The organism is Clostridium tagluense, assembly GCF_003865095.1.
GTDB classification, from domain to species: domain Bacteria; phylum Bacillota; class Clostridia; order Clostridiales; family Clostridiaceae; genus Clostridium_AD; species Clostridium_AD tagluense.
Genome location: NZ_BHYK01000004.1, coordinates 154734 through 180076 on the forward strand (window position 1 = coordinate 154734; position 25343 = coordinate 180076).

At 30.5% G+C, this 25343-nt stretch carries 18 protein-coding genes; 2 read left to right on the top strand and 16 right to left on the bottom strand.

Going from position 1 to position 25343, the window contains the following annotated elements; genetic code table 11:
- The 5 genes from Ctaglu_RS04885 to Ctaglu_RS04905 all read right to left on the bottom strand — a co-directional run bounded on the left by Ctaglu_RS04885 (position 1) and on the right by Ctaglu_RS04905 (position 12022).
- On the bottom strand, positions 1–948 hold the full coding sequence (locus tag Ctaglu_RS04885; protein ID WP_124998638.1) for a phosphoglycerate dehydrogenase: 948 nt from the start codon (positions 946–948) through the stop codon (positions 1–3).
- A gap of 187 nt (positions 949–1135) precedes the next feature.
- Complete coding sequence (locus Ctaglu_RS04890; protein WP_124998640.1) at positions 1136–4066, bottom strand: insulinase family protein; 2931 nt, start codon at positions 4064–4066, stop codon at positions 1136–1138.
- Between the two features lie 295 nt (positions 4067–4361).
- On the bottom strand, positions 4362–9806 hold the full coding sequence (locus Ctaglu_RS04895) for a diguanylate cyclase (RefSeq protein ID WP_124998642.1): 5445 nt from the start codon (positions 9804–9806) through the stop codon (positions 4362–4364).
- A gap of 289 nt (positions 9807–10095) precedes the next feature.
- Positions 10096–11046 carry a DMT family transporter gene (locus tag Ctaglu_RS04900; RefSeq protein ID WP_124998644.1) on the bottom strand — a complete coding sequence of 317 codons (951 nt, stop codon included), beginning with the start codon at positions 11044–11046 and terminating at the stop codon, positions 10096–10098.
- A 112-nt stretch (positions 11047–11158) separates the two neighbouring features.
- Complete coding sequence (locus Ctaglu_RS04905) at positions 11159–12022, bottom strand: methionyl aminopeptidase (protein ID WP_124998646.1); 864 nt, start codon at positions 12020–12022, stop codon at positions 11159–11161.
- A gap of 538 nt (positions 12023–12560) precedes the next feature.
- On the opposite strand from Ctaglu_RS04905, the gene Ctaglu_RS04910 reads away from it, so the two are divergent.
- Complete coding sequence (locus tag Ctaglu_RS04910) at positions 12561–13679, top strand: HD-GYP domain-containing protein (protein WP_124998648.1); 1119 nt, start codon at positions 12561–12563, stop codon at positions 13677–13679.
- A gap of 40 nt (positions 13680–13719) precedes the next feature.
- Here the strand turns inward: Ctaglu_RS04910 and Ctaglu_RS04915 are convergent, their stop codons facing one another.
- The 7 genes from Ctaglu_RS04915 to proC all read right to left on the bottom strand — a co-directional run bounded on the left by Ctaglu_RS04915 (position 13720) and on the right by proC (position 20416).
- On the bottom strand, positions 13720–13974 hold the full coding sequence (locus Ctaglu_RS04915; RefSeq protein WP_124998650.1) for a hypothetical protein: 255 nt from the start codon (positions 13972–13974) through the stop codon (positions 13720–13722).
- Positions 13975–14296: 322 nt separating this feature from the next.
- On the bottom strand, positions 14297–14992 hold the full coding sequence (locus tag Ctaglu_RS04920) for a response regulator transcription factor (protein WP_124998652.1): 696 nt from the start codon (positions 14990–14992) through the stop codon (positions 14297–14299).
- Positions 14993–15001: 9 nt separating this feature from the next.
- Positions 15002–16444, bottom strand: coding sequence for a sensor histidine kinase (locus tag Ctaglu_RS04925; RefSeq protein WP_124998654.1), 1443 nt, complete (start codon positions 16442–16444; stop codon positions 15002–15004).
- 43 nt (positions 16445–16487) lie between these two features.
- Complete coding sequence (locus Ctaglu_RS04930) at positions 16488–17240, bottom strand: DUF2705 family protein (RefSeq protein WP_124998657.1); 753 nt, start codon at positions 17238–17240, stop codon at positions 16488–16490.
- Positions 17227–17952 carry an ABC transporter ATP-binding protein gene (locus Ctaglu_RS04935; RefSeq protein WP_124998659.1) on the bottom strand — a complete coding sequence of 242 codons (726 nt, stop codon included), beginning with the start codon at positions 17950–17952 and terminating at the stop codon, positions 17227–17229. The genes Ctaglu_RS04930 and Ctaglu_RS04935 overlap by 14 nt, the downstream gene beginning before the upstream one ends.
- 165 nt (positions 17953–18117) lie before the next feature.
- Complete coding sequence (locus Ctaglu_RS04940; RefSeq protein WP_233439694.1) at positions 18118–19353, bottom strand: hypothetical protein; 1236 nt, start codon at positions 19351–19353, stop codon at positions 18118–18120.
- A gap of 253 nt (positions 19354–19606) precedes the next feature.
- Complete coding sequence (gene proC, locus Ctaglu_RS04945; protein ID WP_124998661.1) at positions 19607–20416, bottom strand: pyrroline-5-carboxylate reductase; 810 nt, start codon at positions 20414–20416, stop codon at positions 19607–19609.
- Between the two features lie 178 nt (positions 20417–20594).
- Here proC and Ctaglu_RS04950 point away from each other — a divergent pair, with 178 nt between their 5' ends.
- Positions 20595–20741 (top strand): small, acid-soluble spore protein, alpha/beta type, encoded by a 147-nt coding sequence (locus Ctaglu_RS04950; protein WP_124998663.1) that lies wholly within the window; start codon positions 20595–20597, stop codon positions 20739–20741.
- A gap of 217 nt (positions 20742–20958) precedes the next feature.
- Here Ctaglu_RS04950 and Ctaglu_RS04955 read toward each other — a convergent pair whose 3' ends face one another.
- The 4 genes from Ctaglu_RS04955 to Ctaglu_RS04970 form a co-directional block, all read right to left on the bottom strand.
- Positions 20959–21840, bottom strand: coding sequence for a DegV family protein (locus Ctaglu_RS04955; RefSeq protein WP_124998665.1), 882 nt, complete (start codon positions 21838–21840; stop codon positions 20959–20961).
- A 156-nt stretch (positions 21841–21996) separates the two neighbouring features.
- Positions 21997–22947, bottom strand: a complete 951-nt coding sequence (locus Ctaglu_RS04960; RefSeq protein WP_124998667.1) for an acetyl-CoA carboxylase carboxyltransferase subunit alpha — start codon at positions 22945–22947, stop codon at positions 21997–21999.
- A 38-nt stretch (positions 22948–22985) separates the two neighbouring features.
- Entirely contained in the window at positions 22986–23846 is an 861-nt protein-coding gene (gene accD, locus Ctaglu_RS04965) for an acetyl-CoA carboxylase, carboxyltransferase subunit beta (protein ID WP_124998669.1), read from the bottom strand.
- Between the two features lie 150 nt (positions 23847–23996).
- Positions 23997–25343 (bottom strand): acetyl-CoA carboxylase biotin carboxylase subunit, encoded by a 1347-nt coding sequence (locus Ctaglu_RS04970; protein WP_124998671.1) that lies wholly within the window; start codon positions 25341–25343, stop codon positions 23997–23999.

A 25343-nucleotide genomic window follows, 5' to 3' on the forward strand; every position in this document is an offset into this window, starting at 1 on the left:
CTAATACCCTTTTTTCAGATCTACTGAATTCACTAACTCTTTCCCCTGAGCATATTTTTCCATGTTTTTATATATAAAATCAAACCTTCGGGCGTTTCTCATCTCTGAAACCCATGAATTATGGGAGGTCAATATAACGTTACTTAAATCCCATAATGGATTATTTTCTTTTAAAGGCTCTTCTTCATACACATCTAAAGCTGCCCCTGCTAATTTTCCATTTTTTAAGTTTTTAATTAGGGAACCTTCATCTACAATACTACCCCTAGCTACATTTATGAAATAAGCTCCAGATTTCATTTCCATAAATTTCTCCTCATTAATTAAATGATGAGTAGCTTTTGTATAGGGCAACGTAACAACTACCACATCACAGATCTTAAGCATTTGATTTAGCTCACTCATAGGATAACAGCTATTAAAATATTGACTATCCCTACCATTTGTATTTACACCTACTATATTTACCCCAAAACCCTGAAATCTTTTAGCTGCCTCAGTAGCTATAGTGCCTGTTCCTATAAATCCTATAGTTTTTCCATATAACTCCATAATACTTGTATCCATCTTCCATTTCCTTTTGCTTTGGTTTTCATATAGCCCCTTACTATTCTTAAAAAGCTCTAGGGTTTTTAATACAATCCATTCCCCCATAGGTATACTGTAGCCACCTTTATTATTGGTAATTGTAATTGAAGTGTTTTTAACATACTCTATTGGTAGCTGGTCAATTCCTATACTAGATAATTGAATCCATTTTAGCTTTTTCATTTTTTCTATGTCTAGAGTTTTAAAAGGGTCATAACAAACTAAAACCTCTATCTCTTCCAAATCATCATTATAAATTAAACCTTCTTCTGGAATAACTTTTACATCATACCCAAAGGTTTTTATATCTTTGATTTTATCTCCGCCGTAGTTGTATGTGAAAAGTGTTTTAATAGCCATCAAAAACCCTCCCTTGTATTAAATCATAATCTTCCATGCTGAACCTGGCATTAAACCATTACTCTATAATATACTACAAATACCACCAGTTACCTTCTATATTTTATAAAGTTCATACAAATTTATCTAATTTTTTTAAAAAAAAAGATGCCACTTGCCACATGGGTGGCAGTAGCATCTTTTTATATTATTTAAATACATTTACTAGACTAGTAAATATATCTTTGTTATCTTTAAGCTTATTTTCATTTCCAAGTACACAAAAACAATTTTCTTTTATAACATCATCTAATAGTGATTTAAAAGACTTAATGTCCTCAGACTTTGTACTTAAAACTTCGTCTCTTTCCATTTGTCTTTGCTCCTCAGAAATACCTCTAATATAATATGCTGTAGCTCTTTCACCCTTCATAGAAGGTGTTAGTGGTGAATCAAGCTCACTGATTGTTCCTATAATATATTTGGTCATTTCTCTTTCAGAGGCCTCAAAACTTCCTATATAGTCACATATTCCATCATAAGCTTTTAATGTCTCCGAAACATTAGGGTCCCTATAAGAAACAAATACTATATTACCACTTCTAGCTAAGTTTGCAAAACCACCATAGGCACCGCCCTGAACGCGCACTCTATTCCATAAATAGTCCAGACTTGCTATAGTTTTAAGCACTAGCATCTTACCTGAATAAGCGTAACCTTGTTTAATAAAGTTGTAACCTTTAGCTACATACTGAACATCTGATGAAGATAATAAGCCTTCATTATTTTTATTAAGGGCAAAATCATATTTCGCATCTGGCAATTCTTCTTGTCCTAAGATGCTTATAATCTTAGGTAGCTCAGCCACAAAAGCAGTATAAATATCCTCTTCTCCTGTAATACTTACTATAAGATTATTCTTATTAAATATAAGTTTTGATACCTTATTTAAATTTTCAATAATTTCATCTGCCTTATTATCAAAATTTCTTTCGATATCATTTATAAATTCATAAAAAGATACTCCTGTAGTTTTTTCTATATAAGCTGAAGCTGGTGAAAAGTAGGAAGTAAGTCTTCCAGCTGCTGCCATATGTCCTCTATCAAGGATTTTCATTTCCTGCCTTGATTTTAATTGTTGAATTAGCTCCTTCAAACGCTTCTTTTCATCAAATTTAGTAGTATTAATTATCTCTGCCATAATATCAAATAGTTTAGGAAGCTTTGGAACTAGTGCTTTACTCTTTACCACAAGCTTAGGACTATATTTTTCAAAATTTTCATTATCCCCGTACACTTCAGTTGTAAAATGAATCCCGCCTGTATGGATATTAATTTCATTAGATAAATCAGGATAATTAGTACTCTCCGTACTTACCCTTCCTAAAAGAGTTGATAGTAAGGTTACATAAGGTAATAACTCCGTATCTACTTTTTTAGCATCAAATAATATATTTATATAGGCAATTTTATTAGTAAATATATTATGAGATAATACCTTTACTCCATTTTCATCCTTTTCCTTTAGTGGTAAATGCTCTACTGTAGTTTCAATGTCTGAACGCTCAAGTAGTGGAATAGTTTCAAGCACTTCTACAGCATCCGGTGTCATTTGTCTTTCTTTAAGAGCTTTTGTCTCTTGCACTATTTTCTCTATTTCACTATCTGAAATACTAGCCTTATACCTAGCTAATTTTTCTTCTACTGCCTTAGACTTTTGTTCTGCGAGGCCCTTTTTACCATTTAAAATAACCATAGAACTATGGGTATTATTTATTAAGTACTTCTCTATAAGGTTTTCAAAATAATTAGTAGTTAATGCAGCCTTTATTTTACTTAAATAACTTTCGTACTCTAAATGCATAGTTGGATCTTTATCATAAAGCCAACTATCCATACTAGTTATATAATAGAATAATCCTTTTGGGAAACCTCCTAAATCAGCTTCTCGCAATTTAAATTCTGTGATATTTATGCAAGCCTCTATTAATTTTTTATCTATTCCATCTTTAACTAAATTCTTTAATGTTGTATACACAATCTCCTTAAATTCTTCTTTTTTAGCTTCATTAGAATTCTTTACTACTATACTGAACACTGGCTGCAATATGCTATTATCAAAGCTTCCAAATACATCTTTGCCAAGGTCTGCTTCAACAAGGGCTCTCTTTAGTGGTGCTGCAGCACTTTCTAATAATAAATACTCTAAAATCTCAAATGCTAAATGAAGTTCAGGCTGGCTAATATTATCCCCTGAAACAAAGTTCATACTTAAGAAACTTTTGTCTTTTTCATCATCCTCTGAGGAAATAGGATAATCTATTTTTACTTCACTCATACTGCTAAATGGTTTTTGAAGTTGTATCGCTGAGTCCACAGAAATTCTATCAAAATCATTTAGATATTTTTCACTAATGAATTGTAGCTCTTTATCAATATTTCCATCCCCATATAGGAATATATAACTATTTGAAGGATGATAATATTTCTTATGAAACTCTATAAATTCCTCTTGAGTTAAGTCTGGTATAAATTCTGGGTCTCCTCCGGACTCTACGCCGTAAGAAGTGTCTGGGAATAAAGATTCTTGAATCTTACGCATAAGACAACCTTCAGGTGAGGAAAACGCGCCCTTCATCTCATTATAAACTACACCTTTATAAGATAATTTATCTTCCTTGTTTTCTAATTCATAATGCCAACCTTCTTGCATTAATATTTCTCGCTGAGAGTATAAATTAGGATAAAAAACTGCATCTAAATAAACATCCATAAGATTAAAAAAATCTTTTTCATTTTTACTAGCTAGAGGATATATTGTTTTATCTGAAAAAGTCATAGCATTTAAAAATGTATTTAAAGACCCCTTTATGAGTTCCACAAAAGGCTCCTTTGTAGGAAATTTTCTAGAGCCACAAAGCACTGAATGCTCTAATATATGTGGAAGTCCATTACTGCTTTTAGGTGGCGTTCTAAATCCTATAGAAAACACCTTGTTATCATCATCATTTTCTAAATGCAATAACCTAGCTCCACTTTTCTCATGTTCAAATAGTCTTGTAACTGAATTTAACTCTTCTATATTTTTCTCCTGGATCAACTTAAAACCATGATATGTGCTACCAATTGTAAATTTCATTCTTCTCCTCCTCATACTTTCTAAAAAAACTCGAAAACCTATTTTGTCTTTTAGCTCTTGCAAACTTGCCACCTAAGTGGAACCAGACTTTTAATATATTCATTATACACCACTTTATTCCACACTGCTAACAACATAAATGCTTTTATACATCTATGTTCCCTCATTTTTATTTTGTCTATACCATAGTTGAAAAACAAAATCATTTATTTTTTTGATTTAAAATTCTATAATTCCCCTTAAAGGCCTAAAACCCTCAGTAACTTGGTTACCCAGGGTTTACTTAAAAATAGTGCTATAGTATCGGAACTATTATCTTGCCCAGTGTATTTACAAAGTTAAAATCCTCAAAACCAAATTCTTTTGTCACCGTGGATTCTGTTAAGTACAATACTCCTTTTACTATATCACCTTGAATCAATGGAATTACCATAACAGATTGCCAGTTTGGAACACCTGTAACCGTGTCATACTCAGTTATTGTGTCCCAATCTATCTTACATACTCCCTGCTTACTCTTAATTACAGATTTTATTATATTCTCATTATAGGTATGGATATCCATCCATTCATTTTTGAAAATTTTTCTTGAATATTTATCTATAATATTGTCCTTATCCATAATAAACAATATTCCTTTTTGTGCTTCTGTAATTTCAATAATTCTACCTAATAAATTATATATTTTATCTTCTCTTGCAATATTTATGTTTGTAAGCTCAATTAATTCTATCATAGCAAGTACATTTCTATGGTCTTGAATTGTATTACCAGATATTATCCCAGTAAGTCTATCTGTTCTTTTTGCCTTTTTAGAGAATTCACTGTTCCAAATATCATACCTATTTCGCCCTTGCTGCTTTGCCACATATAGGGCTTGATCTACTCTTTCAACCAATTCATCCTGCCACTCACCATGAAGAGGATAGGATGCCACGCCCAAACTTACAGTAACCTCTCGTCTATTGTCCAGTATTTTCTGTCCTTCTATTTTAGTCCTAAGTTTTTCAGCTATAAGCTCAGCATCGCAAACACCAGTGCCTGGAAGAATAACAATAAATTCTTCACCACCATATCTACCTACAACATCTGTTTCTCTTAAATTGCTCATAACAACATCACAAACCCTTTTTAACACATAATCGCCTGTCCTATGTCCAAACTTATCATTTATTATTTTAAAATAATCTAAGTCATACATAATAAGTGAAAATTCACTGCCTGTCTGACTTGATATTTCAATTTGTTCATCTAATGCCTCTTCTAGATATTTTCTAGTAAGAGTTCCTGTCAATTTATCAATAGACGCAGTTAATCTAAATTTATATTTTTCAATTATTATACCTATAACTTTACTGAGCTCCATACATTTTTTCATGCTATCATTATTAAGATTGTTTAATACCCTTTGTGATTCTATATATACATATCCAATAACATCCTTACTGCCTTGTATATTTTTTCTTCTTTCACTTTTAATAAAACCTTTTTCATTAGCATTTTCCATAATAATAGGAATGCAAATAAAGGCTTTTAAAGTATTATTAATACTATTTGTATCTCCATTTATATTTTGTTCTAGAGATACATCCCCTACTAAAACTGGTCTCTCTCCAGTTAAAATCTTAGATAATGCCTCTTGATTTTGTGGCAATTCATATCTTCTATCACTAGATGCAATAACTTTATAGCCTTTGTCATTATCATTTATAATAATGGTTCCCCTTGTGGCTAGTGTTATATATGATAAATAATCTATTATAAGCTCTAAATTTTTTCCATTATCCTCTTGTAGATTTTCTAAAACATCACTTATGTCATGGATATCTTCATGAAGAGATGATGAATATATTTTTTTTATAGACTTTATAAAATTCTTATTTTTCAAAATATCTTTGTGGTTTACTTGCTCTAGTAAAGATAACAGTCCAACCTCATCCTTAACATTAACAGGCGCAACTTCTAACACTTTCACATCTTTATTTTCCTTATAATATCTATTAATGACTAAAAATTTATTGAAAGGCCTCAATGCATTATTTAACTTAATATAAGACAATCTGCACTTTACTGGTAATTTATTAATTATATCCTTTAATATACCACAAGCCTCAAAATAATAGATTACTGCATACAAATAATCCTTTTTATCAAAGTAATGATCTCCCATTGCAGTGTATACTCTCCAATATATATCTAGTTCATTATATTTATTTGAATATTCTAAGGCTTCTTTGAAAATTTTAATGCTTTTCTTCTTATCCCTTAACCCATCAACATATAATTTTTTAACATAGACTCTATGATCTTTTATATCAATATCAATCTTTTTAATTTCACTAAGAATATTAGGTATATATTGTTGTTTTCCATTTTCATTCAAAAAAATTATTGCATCGTAAAATATGTTAAGTCTACTGCTCAATGAGGATATTTTACTGGCTATAGTTATAATATTTTTAATGATTTCATTTGAATTTCCACCACTCTCTCTAAAATGAAACATTATATATTCATTTAAAATCTGAGACTGCCATTTAAAAATACATTCGTCCTCTTCATATATATCTAGTGATTGCTGTATATATAACTGAGCCTTTTTCAAATCGCCAAATTTGTAATTTATTTCAGCGGCTAAAAAATAAAATTCACCTATTTCTTTCCCTTGATTAGGATAATTTTCCAGTTCATTGTTACAAAGTTCATAATACTTATAAGCATTATCGTAATCACCCAATTTTAAATATGAACTAGCAATAGAATTATAACAATAAAAAATATGGAATTCATCTTCATATTTTTTACATATTTTTAATATCTCCATAAAATATTGTAAAGATACTTCGTACTGCTGCTTAGAAAAATATGTAGCGCCAATATTTATTAAAGCAAGTATCTCTTCTGAGCTCATATTGTTTTTTTCACATAGGTCCTTCATTTCCACAAAATATTTTATAGCTTTATTATCCTCTTGATAATAATCTCCATAAATAACACCTATTCTATTTAAGGATTTTATTAATCCCTTAATATTATTATACTTATTGCAAACTTCTATATTTTTTTCAAATATTACTAATGCTTCCTGAACTCTACCACTTCTTAAATAAGCTAATCCCTTATGGTTGTAAAATATAGTTTTAAGTTCTTCATATTCACCTATACACTTTTCTATGCAGCTGTTACATATAGTTTGTATACTTTCATAGTCTTGCTTTATGTCATATACCGATGCAAGAATACTTTGGCATTTAAGCGTTCCCGAAACATAATCTACTTTTGAAAGCATAGTCTGAATTTTTTCAATATAATAAACAGTACTATCTATATTGTTTTTGCTTAAGTACACCTGCGCCACTTTAATTAAGCTATCTATTATATATTTGTGAAACTCAGTATTCCCCTTATACTTCTGTATTGATAGATAGTATTTTAGAGCTAAATCAATATGCCCCTCTTCTTCATGCAAACCTGCAAGCTCCATAATAAGCTTTATGTTTTTAACTGGATCCCAGTCATAATTTATTATAGATATAGCTTTAGTTAAATTTTTTATTGCATCACTTCTATTTTTTAGAAGCTTCATTTTTTCAGCATTCTCAATGCAATAATCAATAATCTTTTCCTCTTGATTAGATTTTTCTAAGTGATAAATTAATTCCTCAATATATTCCTTGCCACCCTGCTTATATTGGTTTTCAAGCACTAGCGAAGCCAATTTATGCATGCTTTTTCTGTCTTTCGACCCGATTTTTTCATACATAAGACTTTTAAGAAATTTATTGTAAAAATCAAATACAAAACCTCTATCCTCAATTTTTTTGCACAGTATTCCCGAGGAAATAAGGCCTTCAATAGCTTTCTCTAAATCACTATTCTTCCTTTCAATAAAACTCACAATTATTTCTAAAGAAACAGCACTATTGAATATTGATATTATTTGTAAAATATTATAATTTAATTGTCCCATTTCTTTAACTTGATTTAATAGTACTCCATGCATATCTGTTGGTACTATAAACTCAGAATATTTATAATCTGTAGACCAATACCCCTTTTCACTATCTGCATAGATGTATTTTTTACTAAAAAAACTCTTTATAATTTCTTGCACAAATAATGGATTACCCTTTGTCTTTTCATATATACTAGCTACAAATTTATAGGGTATAGTAGGCATACTAAGAATACTTTGAATCATTCTACCTACTTCTTTTTCATCTAGCTCTTTTAAAAAAATATTAATTAAACCATTGCTCTTTGATATATTTTTATTGAATTCTGTAAATTTCTTATTTAGCACACATTCTCCGTCACAGTAGGACATTATGACCATAATATTTTTATTTGGTAGTTTTTTTCTCGTAAGATATTCCATTAACTCTATGGTAAAATCATCAGCTAAGTGAAAATTATCAATAATAATAACTATGGGTATGTTATTTATACATTCTTCAATAAATCCCGTTGCAGAATGTATAAGTCTAAACTTTTCCTTATGACCACTTAATGGCTCAGATGGTATTATATTCTTTTTGCCACTTAGTTCAGGGATAAATTTCACTAGCTCCGACTCATATTTTTCTAGCACTTCTGGTTCACATTCAGAAATGAATTGTTTTAATATATCTATAAAAGCCTTATTAGTATTTTTAGTAGAATCATCCAAAATAAAACTACTATAAACATTTACTTTATTCAATGAAAAAATATATTTTACGGAATTAAGAAACCTAGTTTTACCAATACCTGATTCTCCATGAATTAAGATAGTAGAATTATAGTTACTTTTATTTTTAATAGAATCATACATGTTAATAATTTTATTAACTTCCTCATCTCTGCCTATCATTTTCAATTTAAAATTTAATTTTTCTATTTCTTCTTTTCTATGTGGTACATATTTCTTGCTAAAAACAATATTTATATCCATAACTAGTTCTGAAATACTTTTGTATCTTTTTGTAGCATCACTATAAATCATTTTGTAGATTATTTTTTTAAATTTTGCATTAAAGTTTTCATTTTTACTAATTATCTCCTGAATTTTAATCCCACTTTGATCTATAATCTCTTCATTAACACTGAAATTATGATCTTTACTTTTCATATATATAATAAAAAGTAATACCCCTAGAGAATATATATCACTAGAAATACTGTCTTTTTCCCCTGCTAATATTTCTGGTGCCTTAAAATAATCAGCTTTATTTTCTTCCTTCCAGAAACCCTGTTTTTCAAGCTCCAAAGTGGCAAAATCTTTGAATTTAATGCAATGATTTTCACCATTTTCTATATTTGAAACTATGATATTAGATAAATTTATACCACTATAAATAAAGCCTTTTAAGTGAAGATAGTTTATACTTTGACAAATTTCTATAAACATATCTAATATCTCTTCGTTTGGCATTTCACCTGAAATATCTAAAATGCTAAAGTTATCCTGCACATATTCATTTGTGTAAAAATACACTTTATCATTTAATTTTTTATTATCTAACAGATTAACCAAGTCAAAATCATATACTGATGTTATATTTTTACAGTCAATGTTAGTTAAACTAATAAACTCTTTTGTATAGAATTCTATTAATTCTTTTTTAAGATATTCTGAATTAATAATATTTAATTGCACCGTATCATAATTTTTTATTATGTCATTAACTACATAACTGGAAACTACCCTGTTTTGCTTTATACATTTAACTATCCTATATCTATTGTTAATAATTTCCATCTTAATCACTTCCTTAAATATTAATTAATTCATAACCTGAAGTGATAGAATCCTAAAATCACCTTTGATTCTGTATCACAATACAAATATAACATATTTTTTGTATATCATCATCACTTTCCAGAAAAATATTTCTATAATTTCCTATTTTTTATAATCTCTTTAAAATTTGTACTTATCTATGATTATAACAAATTCTCATAGAGTTTAGCTTTTTTCTTAATAAAACGTCAAATATCAGTACTAAAACAACATTTGCAATACTGTTGTTGCATGCATAGGAATTGAATTACATCACTTTCAAGCTTTTTTTTGCTTCAGTGTTAATAATAATTATGCCTACTATAACTAAAATAACTGCCATTATAACCTTAGTTCCGACCACCCTTTCGCCTAGAAGCACATAAGATAAAAACACACCAAATAAAGGTATAGAAAATTTATATATAGTAACCTTTCCAACTGCATTATATTTAAGTAAAACTGTCCATATAGAAAAAGCGGCGGCGGATATAAACCCTAAGTATAAAAGCAATACTGACCCTTTAAAACTAAAATCTAATCCCCTGCCTCCTCCAGCAAATCCTGTCAATATCAAAAATATAGAACCGATAAATAGCTGGTATCCTGAAATTACGAAGGTTGGTATGTCTTTTGCAATCTTTTTGGTGTATATACCAGCTAAGGAACTTACCAAACTAGAAATTATTACAAATCCATCTCCTGTTAATGTAAACCCACCTTGAATTTTCGCACCATTCATATTTACAATAGCTACACCTGTAAATCCAATCACTACTCCTATTATTCTTCTAAAACTGAGTTTGTCTTCTTCATAAAAAAAATGAGCTATAATAACACTGAAAAATGTAGTTGTAGCTGCCAATATAGAACCCTTTGTACCACTAGTATTTGAAAGCCCTATGTAAAAAAATACATACTGTATGGAGGTTTGTACAAATCCTAAAAAGGCTACCTTACATATATCTTCCCTTCTTACCTTTAAAGATCTTCCTGTTATGATGCAAAATATAAATACCATAAGAGCCGATACTAAAAATCTAAAACCTGCAAAAAGTATCTTTTGATAAGTATCATTTCCTGCTATAGAAAATACCTGATAACCTACCTTTACTGACGGAAAAGCACTTCCCCATAAAAAACAACTTATAAGTGCTAGAATCATAATCATATATGGTTTATTAAATATTATATTTTCTTCATCTTTATTAATTTTCAATTATATCTCTCCTTTTGATTATGTTTATAGAACTAAGCTTTTACCCCTATTATCCATTTAACCTTAAAAACACCCCCAATAATTGGGGGTGTTAAAAATGTATAGTACAGTTCTATGTTAGTATCTCATATCCTGTTTCAGTAACACGTATGGTATGTTCCCACTGAGATGATAATGACCCGTCAATTGTAACAGCTGTCCAATCATCTTCAAGTACATCCGCTTCTGGGCTACCAATATTAATCATAGGCTCAATAGTAAAGGTCATATTAGGTAGTAATATTGTACCCTCTCCCTTTTTGCCTATATGAGGTACAAAGGGTTCTTCATGAAACTCAAGTCCAACGCCGTGTCCACCATAATCATATACTACAGAATATCCAAGACTTTCCGCATGCTGTTGAATCGCATTCCCTATATCTCCAAGGGTATTATAAGGTTTAACCTGCTGTATTCCAAGATCTAAACACTCTTTTGATACACGTACCAAGTCTATTGCTTCTTTTGATGCTTCACCCATTATAAACATTCTATTAGCATCGCCATAATAGCCATCTAATATACAAGTCACATCTACATTAACTATATCGCCATCTTTTAAAACTGTATCATCAGGTATGCCATGGCATATTACATCATTTATTGATGTACATACACTTTTAGGAAAACCACCATAGCCTAGTGGTGCTGGATATGCATTATGCTCAACAGTATATTCATGCACCCAAGTATTTATTTCATTTGTAGTTACTCCGACTTTTATCCGCTCTCCCACCATATCAAGTATCTCGTGAGTTAGCTTGCAACTCTTCCTTATACCATCTATTTGTTCCTCTGTTTTCATTATATCCCTAGGTATTTTATAACCCACTTTTTGTTCTATATTACTTATAAATATATCCTGCTCCATATGGCATTTTTTGTATTTCTTCCCACTGCCACACCAACAAATATCATTTCGTGATAATATGCTCATTATATTTCCTCCCAATTAGAATTATTCAAGCCATCAATTACAATTTAGTTTAACGACATATGCTTATTTCTAAGTGATCTTGAATCCTCAAGATTATATGCTATATTGATAGTTTCACTTTTAATTATAGTTTATAATTGTAAGTATTCAACCTTATTCCAAAATTTTTTTTATAAATTGTCCTAAGATACGGTTTTTTCAAGCTCTTTTTTTATATTATATGTATTATATTATATATATTATATTTTCAATATCATATATTTCTATTTTTAGTGTAAATAATATATATATTTACATTTAATATTACAAATTTTGTCGTAAAATATATTATTTGTGATATTAATAAGTAATACTGTGATTTTCGCTCTTAATAGTGTAAAATATATTATATCTTTATATTCCATGAATTTAAATTTTTGTTCATATGTGGTTTTTTTTCATTAAAAATAGCCTTTAATATTAATTTAAATATTAAAACTCATTTAAATTATATAAAATTACTTAATTGTTTATATTTAAGTTGGGATGTGATGTGATTATGCGACTTGTACCAATAGAATTTGTAAAACCAGGAGATTCCTTGGCTAAAACTATATTCGATAATGACGGAAGGGTTTTATTAAGGGAAGGTGTTACATTAACCGAAAATTTTTTATTAAGAATTAAGGGGTTACAAATTTATTCTGTTTATATTAATGATAAATATAGCGACATTATAATTGAAGATGTAATAAAACCCGAGTTACGCCAAACTGCTATAAAAGCTATAAAAGATACCTTCTACAGCTTAGAAAAATACAGTTTATATTCTAATGATGCAAATTTCAACAAAAAAAAATTTGCAAAAGAGAAGCAATCCTATTTTGAATCTATAGGGAATATTGCTAAAGATATAATTGACGAAATTATAAGCAAGAAAAACGTAATGATTAATCTGGTAGCCATTAAAAGTATGGATAATTACACCTACCAACATAGTGTAAATGTAGCTATAATTTCTCTAGTACTCGGTGTTCAATTGCAACTAAATCAAGCTGATCTTTATACTTTATGTATGGGTGCACTTATACATGACATAGGTAAAGTTCTTATTCCAAAAGAAATAATTCTAAAACCTGGTCCCTTAACTGAAGAAGAGTTTAAAATTATGAAAGAGCATACTACTAAAGGATATGATTATTTAAAGGATTCTTTGGATATATCTGCTCCATCTAGAATCGTAACCCTTCAACATCATGAAAAAGTTAATGGATGCGGATATCCAGATAATATAAAGGATAAATCTATAAATAGATTTGCTAGAATTGTTGCTATTGCCGATGTGTATGATGCCCTTACCTCAGACAGGCCTTATAAAAAAGCTATGTGCCCTAATAATGCTATAGAGTATATTTTCGCCCATAGTGATACTCAATTTGATTATAAAATGGTTAAAGCATTTTCCAAGGCTGTTGTCCCTTTCCCACCTGGAACCCTAGTTAAACTTAACACTGGTGATATCTGTGTGGTAACAAAGGTATTTCCTACCTATGCTTTAAGGCCGGAGGTTAAAATTATAAAAAGTGGCGGTTATTATAATTCCCAAGAGGTTGGGATAACTATTTCATTGGTAGAGAAGTTAGATTTAGTAATCGAAAATATTGAATTTACTATTTAATATGCATAGGTTATTATCCATTAGATTATAACCTATGTTTTTATATCCTTTTAATATATTCATGTTTATTAGAGCCTGCGTTAGCTACTAGATTATTGTTAGCTATTTCTGTAGCTTCTTCTATATTTTTTGCCTTAAACATTATAGTTCCACCATTTCTATTATACATTCCCCCACAAATTAGATACTTAGAGGAATGATTAGCCTTGCCCTTACTCGTAGCATAAGTTATCGCTAAACTTTCATTCCCATCTTGCGAATAATTAATTTTGACCCATAAATCCTTTGTTTCCATATGGTTTTACCTCCAGTTAAATCATCTACTAAAGTAGTCCATCAAAAATACAGTTCAGCTGTAAATTCAAGTTGCTATAAAACACAATAACTATATATTAAAAAATACTTCGCAGGTATTTTTAGTCTTAATACTATATTGATAGTATATCGAACGTTTGTTCGTAAGTCAATAGATTTTATAATTTTTTAATGCCTTTGCTAAATATATATGTTTGTCCTATAATAAATATTACTCCTAATAAGTACTATTAATAATACTTATTAGGAGTAATATTTTAAAAAATCTAAAGGACTAAAAAGGTACAAATTTAGAATATTTTTTACACCCTAAGCCTGTACCCAGTACCCCAAACCGTTTCAATATATTGAGGAGCAGACGTAGATACCTCAATTTTTTCTCTGACTCTTCCAATATGCACTGTAACAGTTGCAGTATCTCCTATAGCATCAAACCCCCAAATTTTTTCAAATAATTCATTTTTGCTAAATACTCTATTGGGGTTTTCAGCCAAATATAACAATAGTTCAAATTCTTTTTGAGCTAAATTTATTTCAGCCCCATTCATAAATACCTGCCTACAATCTTTTTTTATTTCTAGCCCTCTTATTATAAGAGTATCGCTTTTTACACTTTTGTTAAATTTATTCTTTATTCTTTCATAATTTCGAATATGTGACTTAACTCTAGCAACTAGTTCACTAGGATTGAAGGGCTTTGTAATATAGTCATCTGCACCAAGACTTAAACCTTTTATTTTATCAATATCTTCTTTTTTTGCAGAAACCATTAAAACTGGAATGTCCTTCTCTTCTTGCAAACTACGCAAAATAGTATACCCATCCATTTTAGGAAGCATAACATCAAGAATTAACAAGTCAAATTGATTTGTTTTTAATGCATTTAGTCCATCTACTCCATTATTACATACAATAACTTCAAAGCCTTCGAGCTCTAAATAGTCTTTTTCAAGTTCAGCAATGCATTCATCATCTTCAACTATTAAAATCCTTTTCATAATAATCCTCTACCCTTCTGATATTTTTCCAAATGATATCAAAATGCTTGTGCCATTATTTTCATGACTTACAGCCCATATTGTACCCTTGTGTCCCTCTACAATTTGTTTTGCAATTGCAAGTCCAAGTCCACTTCCATTAGCTTCGCTTCTTGCAGCATCTGCTCTGTAAAATCTATCAAAGATCTTATTTACATCATTCTCATCAATGCCACAACCGTTATCCCTTATCTCGATAATAATGCTAGAATTGGTTTCTCTAAGCATTATAGTAATTTCACCTTGCTCTTTATCCATATATTTACGAGCATTATCAATAATATTCAGTATAACTCTCATCAATCTTTCTCTATCGATTTTAACGTATTTTGACCCTTTTAAATCATTTTTCAAGCAGATTTTTATATTAGATTTTTCAAGTTCTATAGAACTTTCATTAATACAGTAATTAAAATAATCTATAATATCTGTTTTTTCAAAGTTAAAAGGAAGCTGACTTAAATCCAATTTGGAATATAAAAGTAAATCATCAATCATAACATCCATTTGTTCTGCCTTTGAATAAACAGTTTTTAAGTAGCGCTCTACCTTTTCAGGAGTATTTGCTACACCATCTAACACACCTTTAACATAACCTTTTATTGAAGTTATTGGGGTTTTAAGATCATGGGATATACTAGAAACTAGCATCGTCCTATTATCGTCGTACTTCTTTTTCAAACGAATAGAATCCTTAAGTTGTATTCTCATCTTTTCAAAATCAGCACATAACTCCACAATTTCTTTATCTCCAACTTCAATTATTTCTAGTTCTAAATCACCTTTACTAATTTCCCCCACTGCCGTTTTTAAAAGTGATAGGGGCTTTATTATTCTTTTTGAAAGTAGATAGGACATAAACATGTTAACCCCTATAAACGTCATAATAAATACCACAAGGGTAAATATAATAAATTTTTCAAAGGTATTTGAATAATCTAGAATTGGTGCCAATAAAATGGCATGGCCTAGAGCTTCATCTTTAAACCTAAGTGTTGCTACTTCCACCATATAAGCTTTAGTACCAATTATGACTTGTTTTTTTTGAGATTTACTTTCAGCTTCTAATAAACATTTTTCTATATCAATTTTATTTATATCCTTTGATGCAAAAACAACAATATTGTTTTTAAGGATTATAAGGTCTCCATCTATATTTGATAACTTCTGGTACAAATACTTTTGAAACTTAGAATCCTCTATATCCTCAGAATTTTGTTTCCATATAGCACTGCTAGTATGGGATAACTCCGTTTTTATAAGTATGAATTTTTTAAAATTATCATAACTTACGTCTTTGTTAAAAACTGTTGAGGCAGCAAAAATAAATAGAAACGCCGCTATAATTGTAAGGACAAAAGGAATTACTATAGTTATAGTATTGGAGACAATTAACCGTTTTTTTATATTCATTTTTTCACCTCAAAAATCCACTAAATTAACTTAACAGCTACTTTTAAAATTCTTTTTTATCAAATAAATAATATCCTGCTGTAAAAAATATTATACCATAACTAAGCATCATCATAAACTGAAGAAAAATTTTAATAGTGGGGATAGTATCCATGTTATATAGCGTATACCAGTTCGTCATAGACGTAATAAATATACCAGCATATCTGTAAAATATAACTCCTAGTCCTTTAAATGTAACAAAAGCAAAAATAGATAGGAAAAATACGCCTATTCCACTTCTAATTATATTGGTGAAAAACGCAATTATTATTGATAGAATCACCATAGGTATTAGTGTTACAGTATAAGAAATTATAATTTTAAAAACACTTCCTAAAGTAAAGGAATTTGAATTAAAAAGACAACCAGCCAGTATTGAAAAAATCATTACGAATAAAAGATTCGCAAGTATAAATAGCATAATTGCAGTTAGCTTGGCTACATAAAACTTTAATCTTGAAATAGGCCTTGTAAGTGCTATTTTCATAGTATTGTGTGAAAATTCTCCTGAAAAACTTTCTATGGTAACAAGAGCAGTAAATAGCGGCAGAATAGTGTTTACCACTACAGCAAGTACAAGTATAGGAAATTCCATGCTAGAAACCCCACGCACCCCGAAACCCGTTCTTAATGCAACCATAGATAGCTGCCCTATTATTATGAAAATAAGTGATATAATCACTGCAACTAAAACTTTTTTTCTTTTATATAATTTTTCAATTTCATTTGTTAAAGCAGCTTTAAATTCTACCATTTCTTTCTACCTCGCTAACAAAATAATTTTCAAGGGAAGCATAGTTGTTTAGTATATTTTTCATAGTATCTACATTAAGCATTCGTCCATTGTATAATACACCAATATGAGTACAAGTAAGTTCAACATCATGGATAAGGTGGCTTGAAATAAAAAATGTAGCATTTTCTTTTTCTACTAGGCTTTTTATTATATTTCTCATAGAAATCATCCCTTCAACATCAAGTCCATTTAAGGGTTCATCTAAAATAATCACTTCAGGTCTTGATAAAATTGCAGCTGCAATTCCTAGTCTTTGTTTCATTCCAAGAGAAAATTTTCTTGGTTTCTCGTTTTTGTATTTTAAAAGTCCTGTAAGCTCTAAAACTTCATTTATTCTCTCATCATCAACATTTTTATAATACCTGGAAATTTGTTTTAAATTTTCATATGCAGTTAAATATAGATAGGATTCTGCAGTTTCTATAATGCAACCTACTTTTCCCATAGCCTTCTGATATTCCTCCACAATGCTGTGCCCTAAAATTTTAACATCTCCACTGTCTGGTTTTATAAGACCAGTCATGACTTTCATAGCAGTAGTCTTACCTGCACCATTTGGTCCTAAAAACCCAAATATTTCGCCTTTATGTATATCTAGATTAATATCTGTTATACCTCTTCCGTTTTTATATACCTTGGAAAGGTTTTTAATTTCAATAATTTTTTCCATTGTGCACCCCCAATTTACTTTGATAAGTTTTGTTATTATAGATTTAAAATCACATTAATCACCATATAATAAAAATAAAATTATAAGCTGGGGACCCCTACCATATTTTGTTTTAGAGTCCCCTACCCATAATACCATTAAATCATCTTCTGCCAAGCTTCAATATTAGTTGAATACTTTACTATATTGATCATCGTTAATTATATTTCTGCTTATGTTATCAGCTATGTTAAAGTATATTTTTGCTGAACCTTGGATAATAGATATATTACCTTTTATGCTTTTATTTGAAGATCCTTCTGCAATAACTGCTCCATTAAACTGATCTTTTTCGAATTTTGCATCAAACTTAAAGTCCTTTTTATCCTTTGCGTATTCTTCATATCCCTTTGCATATTCTTCATAATGTCTTCCACTAATGCTCTTTTCGTTTACTGCGGTAACATCTATAAATCTTTCACCTATTTTTACGAATTTAGCATCCTTCTCCATTAGAATATCTGATTTGTATTTTCCTATATATTTTTCAGGATTAGATAACTTACTATGATCTTGCTGTATATTTTTTTCTACTTTCTTACCAGTAAGATCTGGACTGCTAACCTTAGTTGAGTTAATACCCGTCATCTTTACTAATAGTTCGAAGGTTAATTTATGATCTTTACCACTGTCATCTTTACCTGAAATCACTCCACTGCCAAGAACATTTTGAATTAATCCCTCTTTAGTTGTTACCATATTACCTTTAACTTCTTTTACAAATACATCCTTTGTTATTCTAGGAATATTTTGCTCATTATTAGAACCAAATTCGTTCTTAGATTGAAAAGATACCACTGCATTAATAAGTGCTGGTATTTGAGCTTCACTTAAAGAACCAGATAAAGTCTTAGTTCCATCTGAATTTTCGGCAACTACCACTGCATCTTTTAAATTACCTACAAGAGCATCTGCAATTTTCTCCATATCATCAGCTCTTTTTTCTTTAAAAGGGTTTTTAGAAGCTCCAATTTCCCGAGGACTTGTATATTCAGTTGCATAATAAATATTTTTTTCACTGTCTTTACTTATAAAACCTTTTTTATCATAATAATTATAATTTCCACTCTTTTTTGAACCCTCTACCATATTTGATACACTTTCCTTAGCTCCCTTTGATACATCAACTTTATCAAGAGAATTACCAGAATAAATAACTGTACCATTATCCTTTAAACTAAATGACATATCCGTGGTGTAGCTTGAAAGTTTAGTTGTACAACTTTCTGCTGTATATTTTACAGAATCTTTAAGCTGATCATACCCACTTTTAGATAATACTTGAGCAATAGCTGTAGTTGTAAACATTACCGTACCTAGAGCAAAACTTATGATTGTTGTTGTTGTTTTATTTAATTTCATTTTATAGAATCCCCTTTTTATTTAAATTTGCTTTATAACATGAAAGCCTTTCATAATTCTATTTTAAAGTACATGTCTCTACTTTCTATAAACAAATTATAAACAAAGTATAAACTTTGTTCCTCTTTATAGCAAACCCGCTATATTTTATTGCATTAGATTGAGTTATTCTATAGCTTTAGAGGCATTTTAGAATATAAAAAAACAGCCTGAGAAAGCGTAAACTTTTTATTAGGCTGTTTTACAATTAAGATTATTTTTTACCCATTTTAATTGCCTTTTCTGTGCAACTTTCCATAGCTGAAATTACTGAGCCCCTAAAATTATTTTTCTCTAAGGTATATACTGCTTCTATAGTAGTTCCTCCTGGTGAACATACATTGTCTTTAAGCTTTCCTGGGTGTTCTCCCGTTTCAAGAACCATTTTAGCTGCTCCTAGAACTGCTTGAGCTGCCATTCTATAAGCCTTATCTCTTGGCATTCCTTGAAGTACAGCACCATCTCCTAAGGCTTCAATAAACATATACACATAAGCAGGTGATGAACCACTTACCGCTGGAACTATCTCAATAAGATTTTCCTCTAATATTTCTACCTTACCAAAGCTTTCAAAAATACTTACTACATCTTGCAATTCTTCTTTAGTTATATTTTTATTAGCACACAGTGCACTCATTCCTTCGCCTACAAGTGCTGGAGTATTCGGCATAGTTCTTATAACTTTTGCGCAGTCTCCTAATGCGCCGCTCATACCCGCAAGCGTTATCCCCGCAGCTATAGTTACTATAACTACAGCCTTCTTTAAATATGGTTTTATTTCATGGATAACCTCAAAATATTTATAAGGCTTTACAGCTAATATTAATATATCAGAAAACTTCGCAACTTCCACATTATCCTTAGTTACTAAAATATTATATTCTTCTTTTACCTTATTTAAACTCCTATCTGATGGATTACTCCCTATTACTTTTTTACTAGAAACTAAATCAGATTTTACTATTCCACCTATCATAGCTTGTGCCATATTACCGCAACCTATAAATCCTATTGTTTTATCCATATTAACATTTCCTCCTAAGTAACTTTTTTAAATATTACTAATTATATCATTTTAAAATACATTTTTCTCGAATACATTTCATGATTTTGGTTATATTATTATTGAACAGATTTATTAGAAAGTGTAAATCAATTAACAATTGTTTTTTACGCTTAAACAATACAAGGAGGGTTATACAATGTCACATAAAGACAACAAAAATAGCAAAGATAATAAAAAGGCTAATCCAAAAACAAAACAAGAATTATCTAAAATGAGAATGGAAACTGCAAATGAAATAGGCGTTTCTAAAGAATCTAAGAAATTAGGAAAAGAAACAGAATAGTATTCCCAACAGCTTGCCTTTTGAGCTTCAATTTTAGTGAAATATAAATAAAAACAACATTAATATAAAAAAATATTAATGTTGTTTTTATGTTTTATAAATCAAAATGAAGCCGTCGTAATAAGACGTCTCCCTTTTACCTTATTTATATAAATTTCTTTTAATATATTAAATGAAATTATAATTGCAATTTTATTCCCCACAATATAGTTTAGCCCTATCTTTCATCGGCTATAAAATATAATCCTAATATTTCTGGTCCTGTATGAGACCCTATGGCTGTACCCACATAATTTAAAATAACATCTTTAACATTTCCATTCTCACGAACCAATGCCTCAAGAGTTAATGCATCAGAAAGACAATCCCCATGACTTATGGCAATAACTTGCAATACATTTGGGTCTGTTCTTTCTTTGAATTTTTCAGCTAGGGTATGTATTGCCTTTTTTCTTCCTCTACATTTAGAAAAAGGAGTAAGTAGTCCTTCGTTGTCAATAAACAAAACAGGTTTTATATTCAACAATGTACCAACGGTTGCAGCTGAACTTGATATTCTCCCACCTCTTTTTAAATGGTTTAAATCATTAACTGTAAACCAATGGTTAATCTTAAGTTTATTTGCCTCAAGCCAGGTAACTATTTCATCTTTCGAACTTCCTTTTTTTAACATCTCGTAGGCATAATGAACTAAAAGTCCTTGCCCAAGGCTTGCACATTTACTATCAACTATGCTTATATCTGCCTCTGGGAAGTCTTCAAGTATAGTTTCTCTTGCTAGATTTGCACTATTTATAGTTCCTGATATTCCAGAAGACATAACAATATATATGATAGATTTTTTTTTCTTAACATACTTTTTAAAAACCTCTACATACTTTTGGCTATTTATCTGTGAGGTCGTTGGCATTTCTCCTTGCCTTAAAGCATCATAAAAGTCCTTACGAATAAATTTTTTTCCAAAGTCATCCTCTATCGCCTCACCTTTAAAATTGCATACTAACCCTATGGGTACTATATTATCTTGTCCAATATAATCTAAAGGTAAATCGCATCCTGAATCTATTACTAAAATTGTCTCACTATGTTTTTTACTCATAACTCAATTCCCCTTTGCCCTTCTGCTAAATATTATTCTCATCTTCTATTATGTATGATTTATACATACACTTCAATACAAAAAAAAAGAAAAGTATATATACTTTTCTTAAACACAGCAAAATTAAACACATTAATGACCTTATGAGCCTATGGTTTATTCTACTACCTTGCCAATCTTTCTAAATTTATAATATCTTTTGGTAAGTAATGATTCTATAGGTTCCGCTGTTAATCTATTAATTGATTCCTCTAAATTACGCTTAATACTTAATGCCATCTCATCTACATTAGTATGCGCGCCCCCTAGTGGCTCTTTTATAATTCTATCTATTATTCCAAAATTAATTAAATCTTGAGCTGTTATTTTCATTGCATTAGCAGCTTCACGCGCAAGCCTTGCATCTTTAAATAATATAGAAGCAAAACCCTCTGGTGATAAAATAGAATAAATTGCATGCTCAAGCATCCAAACCTCATCCGCTACCGCCAAGGCTAAAGCTCCACCACTTCCACCTTCTCCTATAACTATGGAGATTACTGGTGTTTTTAAATTTGACATTTCCATAAGATTTCTAGCAATTGCTTCGCCTTGACCTCTTTCTTCTGCACCTAGTCCACAATATGCTCCTGGAGTATCTACAAGACAAATAACAGGTCTTTTAAACTTTTCTGCCTGTTTCATAAGCCTTAAAGCTTTTCTATATCCTTCTGGATTTGGCATTCCAAAGTTTCTCTTTATATTTTCCTTTGTGTTATTTCCCTTTTGCTGAGCAATAACAGTTACAGCAATACCATTAATATATGCAATGCCACCTACAATAGCCGCATCGTCTCCATAATATCTATCTCCATGTAGTTCCATAAAATTTTCAAAAATTCTATTTATATAATCAAGTGCAGTAGGACGTTCCACAAGCCTTGCAATACTTACTTTATCCCAGGCAGTTAAATTTTTATAGGCTTCCTTTTGCATATTATAGAGTTTAACTTCCATCTGTCTTATTTCTTTTTCTAAATCCATATTTTGCTCTGTTGCTAAATTTTTAAGTTCATCAATTTTACTTTTAAGTTCATACATGTGCTTTTCAAAAGGCAAAGTTCCCATAAAATCTCCTCCCCATGTGTTGCTTTTATCACTCTATATTAGCTATGAATTTTCAATATCTCAGTTAATGTATCCTTCATAGCTTTTCTATCCACCACCATATCTATAAAACCCTTTTGAAGCAAAAATTCAGCCCTCTGAAAGCCATCAGGCAATTTTTGCTTTATGGTTTGTTCAATAACTCGTTTGCCTGCAAAGCCTATTAGTGCATTGGGCTCAGCTATTATTATATCTCCAAGCATTGCAAAACTTGCAGTAACTCCTCCGGTAGTGGGATCAGTAAGCACTGTTACATAAAGGCATCCTTTTTCATTATGTCTTGCAATAGCAGCACTAGTTTTAGCCATTTGCATTAATGAATATATACCTTCCTGCATCCTAGCCCCACCAGAAGCTGTAAATATAATAATTGGCTTTTTAGATTCTGTTGCGCTTTCAATAGCCCTTGTGATTTTCTCTCCAACAACGCTACCCATGCTCCCCATCATAAAATTACTATCCATCACTGCAATTACAGTATCCTGACCATTTATCTTTCCTTCACCAGTTATCACAGCTTCATTTAATAATGTTTTGTCTCTTAAATCTTGAAGTTTATCTTCATATCCTTCAAATTCTATAGGATTGCCTGAGATCATATCTTTATCATATTCTATAAAAGTTTCACTATCTATAGTGTAATTTATTCTTTCTCTAGACCCAATTCTAAAATGTGTTCTACAATTTTCACAGGTCATTATACTACTTTCTAAATCCTTACTATAAAGGATCTTACCACAAGTCTCACATTTAACCCACATTCCGCTGGGTATATTAGGTTTTTTCTCGCCATCTTCATCTTCTAAATTTTTAACCTCGATATATCTACTCTTTTTAAATATACGTTTAAACTCAAACATATAACTGCCCCTTTCTAAAAATATACCATCACTCAGCTTAGAATTGAGAGTTGTAATCTAACTTCCCTATATCAATTCTCCTATATTCTATACTCATTCTTCTAGTATAAAACTTTCAGGCAATAAATTCCAGTATATATTTAGCTACTTTTAGATATTTTTGAATTCTTTACTAATAAAGCTAGTATCAAAATTCCCATTTATAAAGTTTTTATTGTTTACTATTTTAAATTGGAAGTCTATATTAGTATCCACACCTTCAATTATAAACTCTCCTAAGGCCCTTCTCATTTTACATAGCGCTTCCTGCCTATCTTTTCCGTGTACAATTAGTTTTCCTATCATGGAGTCATAGGTAGGCGGAATTTTGTACCCTTGATATGCCGCACTATCAATCCTTACTCCATTTCCCCCAGGAAGGTGAAGCGATTTTATTTCACCTGGGCAAGGCATGAAGTTTTTACTTGGATTTTCTGCATTTATTCTACATTCAATAGCATGCCCCTGAATCTTTATATCCTTCTGTTTATAAGGGAGCACTTGTCCCGAAGCAATCATTATCTGAGCTTTAACTAAATCTACTCCTGTGATCATTTCTGTTATTGGATGCTCTACCTGAATGCGCGTATTCATCTCCATAAAATAGTATTTCCCATACTTATCTAATAAAAATTCTATAGTTCCAGCATTTTTATATTTAATAGACTTAGCTGCAATAACTGCAACCTCACCCATCTGTTTTCTAAGTTCCTCTGTCATTGCAACTCCTGGTGCCTCTTCTATTACCTTTTGATTCCGCCTTTGTATAGAACAGTCTCTCTCTCCAAGATGAATAACATTTCCGTGCTCATCTGCAAGTATTTGAAACTCTATATGTCTTGGCTCTTCTATGAATTTCTCCATATACATTGTGTCATCACCAAAAGCTGTTTTTGACTCTGTTTTAGCAGTATTGAATGCGTTTATAAGATCTTCTTCTTTTGTAACAACTCTTATACCACGTCCCCCTCCACCCGCTGAAGCTTTTATCATTACAGGATATCCTATTTTCTGGGCTGAACTTATTGCATCTTCTTCAGAATCAATGGCTCCTTCTGATCCAGGTACCACTGGTACTCCCGCCTTTATCATGATTTCTCTTGCTTTTAGCTTATTACCCATATTATCTATATTTTGTGAATCTGGCCCTATAAATTTTATATTACATTCCTCACACATCTGTGCAAATTTACTGTTTTCAGATAAAAATCCAAATCCAGGATGAATTGCTTCTGCACCTGTAAGCACTGTGGCACTTAAAATATTTTGCATGTTTAAATAACTATCCTTAGATTTAGCTGGTCCTATACATATAGCCTCATCTGCCATCTGGGTATGAAGAGCTGTTTTATCTACCTCAGAATATACCGCTACCGTTTGGATGCCCATTTCATGACAAGCCCTAATTATTCTTACTGCTATTTCGCCTCTATTAGCAATTAATATCTTCTTAAACAT

Excerpts from the sequence above, each read along its gene's own strand:
- Ctaglu_RS04950 (WP_124998663.1), top strand. The coding sequence starts at position 20,595 with ATGTCACATAAAGACAACAAAAATAGCAAAGATAATAAAAAGGCTAAT.
- Ctaglu_RS04930 (WP_124998657.1), bottom strand. The coding sequence starts at position 17,240 with ATGGTAGAATTTAAAGCTGCTTTAACAAATGAAATTGAAAAATTATAT.
- Ctaglu_RS04920 (WP_124998652.1), bottom strand. The coding sequence starts at position 14,992 with ATGAAAAGGATTTTAATAGTTGAAGATGATGAATGCATTGCTGAACTT.
- Ctaglu_RS04970 (WP_124998671.1), bottom strand. The coding sequence starts at position 25,343 with ATGTTTAAGAAGATATTAATTGCTAATAGAGGCGAAATAGCAGTAAGA.
- Ctaglu_RS04905 (WP_124998646.1), bottom strand. The coding sequence starts at position 12,022 with ATGAGCATATTATCACGAAATGATATTTGTTGGTGTGGCAGTGGGAAG.
- Ctaglu_RS04935 (WP_124998659.1), bottom strand. The coding sequence starts at position 17,952 with ATGGAAAAAATTATTGAAATTAAAAACCTTTCCAAGGTATATAAAAAC.
- Ctaglu_RS04940 (WP_233439694.1), bottom strand. The coding sequence starts at position 19,353 with ATGAAATTAAATAAAACAACAACAACAATCATAAGTTTTGCTCTAGGT.
- proC (WP_124998661.1), bottom strand. The coding sequence starts at position 20,416 with ATGGATAAAACAATAGGATTTATAGGTTGCGGTAATATGGCACAAGCT.
- Ctaglu_RS04885 (WP_124998638.1), bottom strand. The coding sequence starts at position 948 with ATGGCTATTAAAACACTTTTCACATACAACTACGGCGGAGATAAAATC.
- accD (WP_124998669.1), bottom strand. The coding sequence starts at position 23,846 with ATGTTTGAGTTTAAACGTATATTTAAAAAGAGTAGATATATCGAGGTT.
- Ctaglu_RS04960 (WP_124998667.1), bottom strand. The coding sequence starts at position 22,947 with ATGGGAACTTTGCCTTTTGAAAAGCACATGTATGAACTTAAAAGTAAA.
- Ctaglu_RS04895 (WP_124998642.1), bottom strand. The coding sequence starts at position 9,806 with ATGGAAATTATTAACAATAGATATAGGATAGTTAAATGTATAAAGCAA.
- Ctaglu_RS04910 (WP_124998648.1), top strand. The coding sequence starts at position 12,561 with ATGCGACTTGTACCAATAGAATTTGTAAAACCAGGAGATTCCTTGGCT.
- Ctaglu_RS04915 (WP_124998650.1), bottom strand. The coding sequence starts at position 13,974 with ATGGAAACAAAGGATTTATGGGTCAAAATTAATTATTCGCAAGATGGG.
- Ctaglu_RS04890 (WP_124998640.1), bottom strand. The coding sequence starts at position 4,066 with ATGAAATTTACAATTGGTAGCACATATCATGGTTTTAAGTTGATCCAG.
- Ctaglu_RS04955 (WP_124998665.1), bottom strand. The coding sequence starts at position 21,840 with ATGAGTAAAAAACATAGTGAGACAATTTTAGTAATAGATTCAGGATGC.
- Ctaglu_RS04925 (WP_124998654.1), bottom strand. The coding sequence starts at position 16,444 with ATGAATATAAAAAAACGGTTAATTGTCTCCAATACTATAACTATAGTA.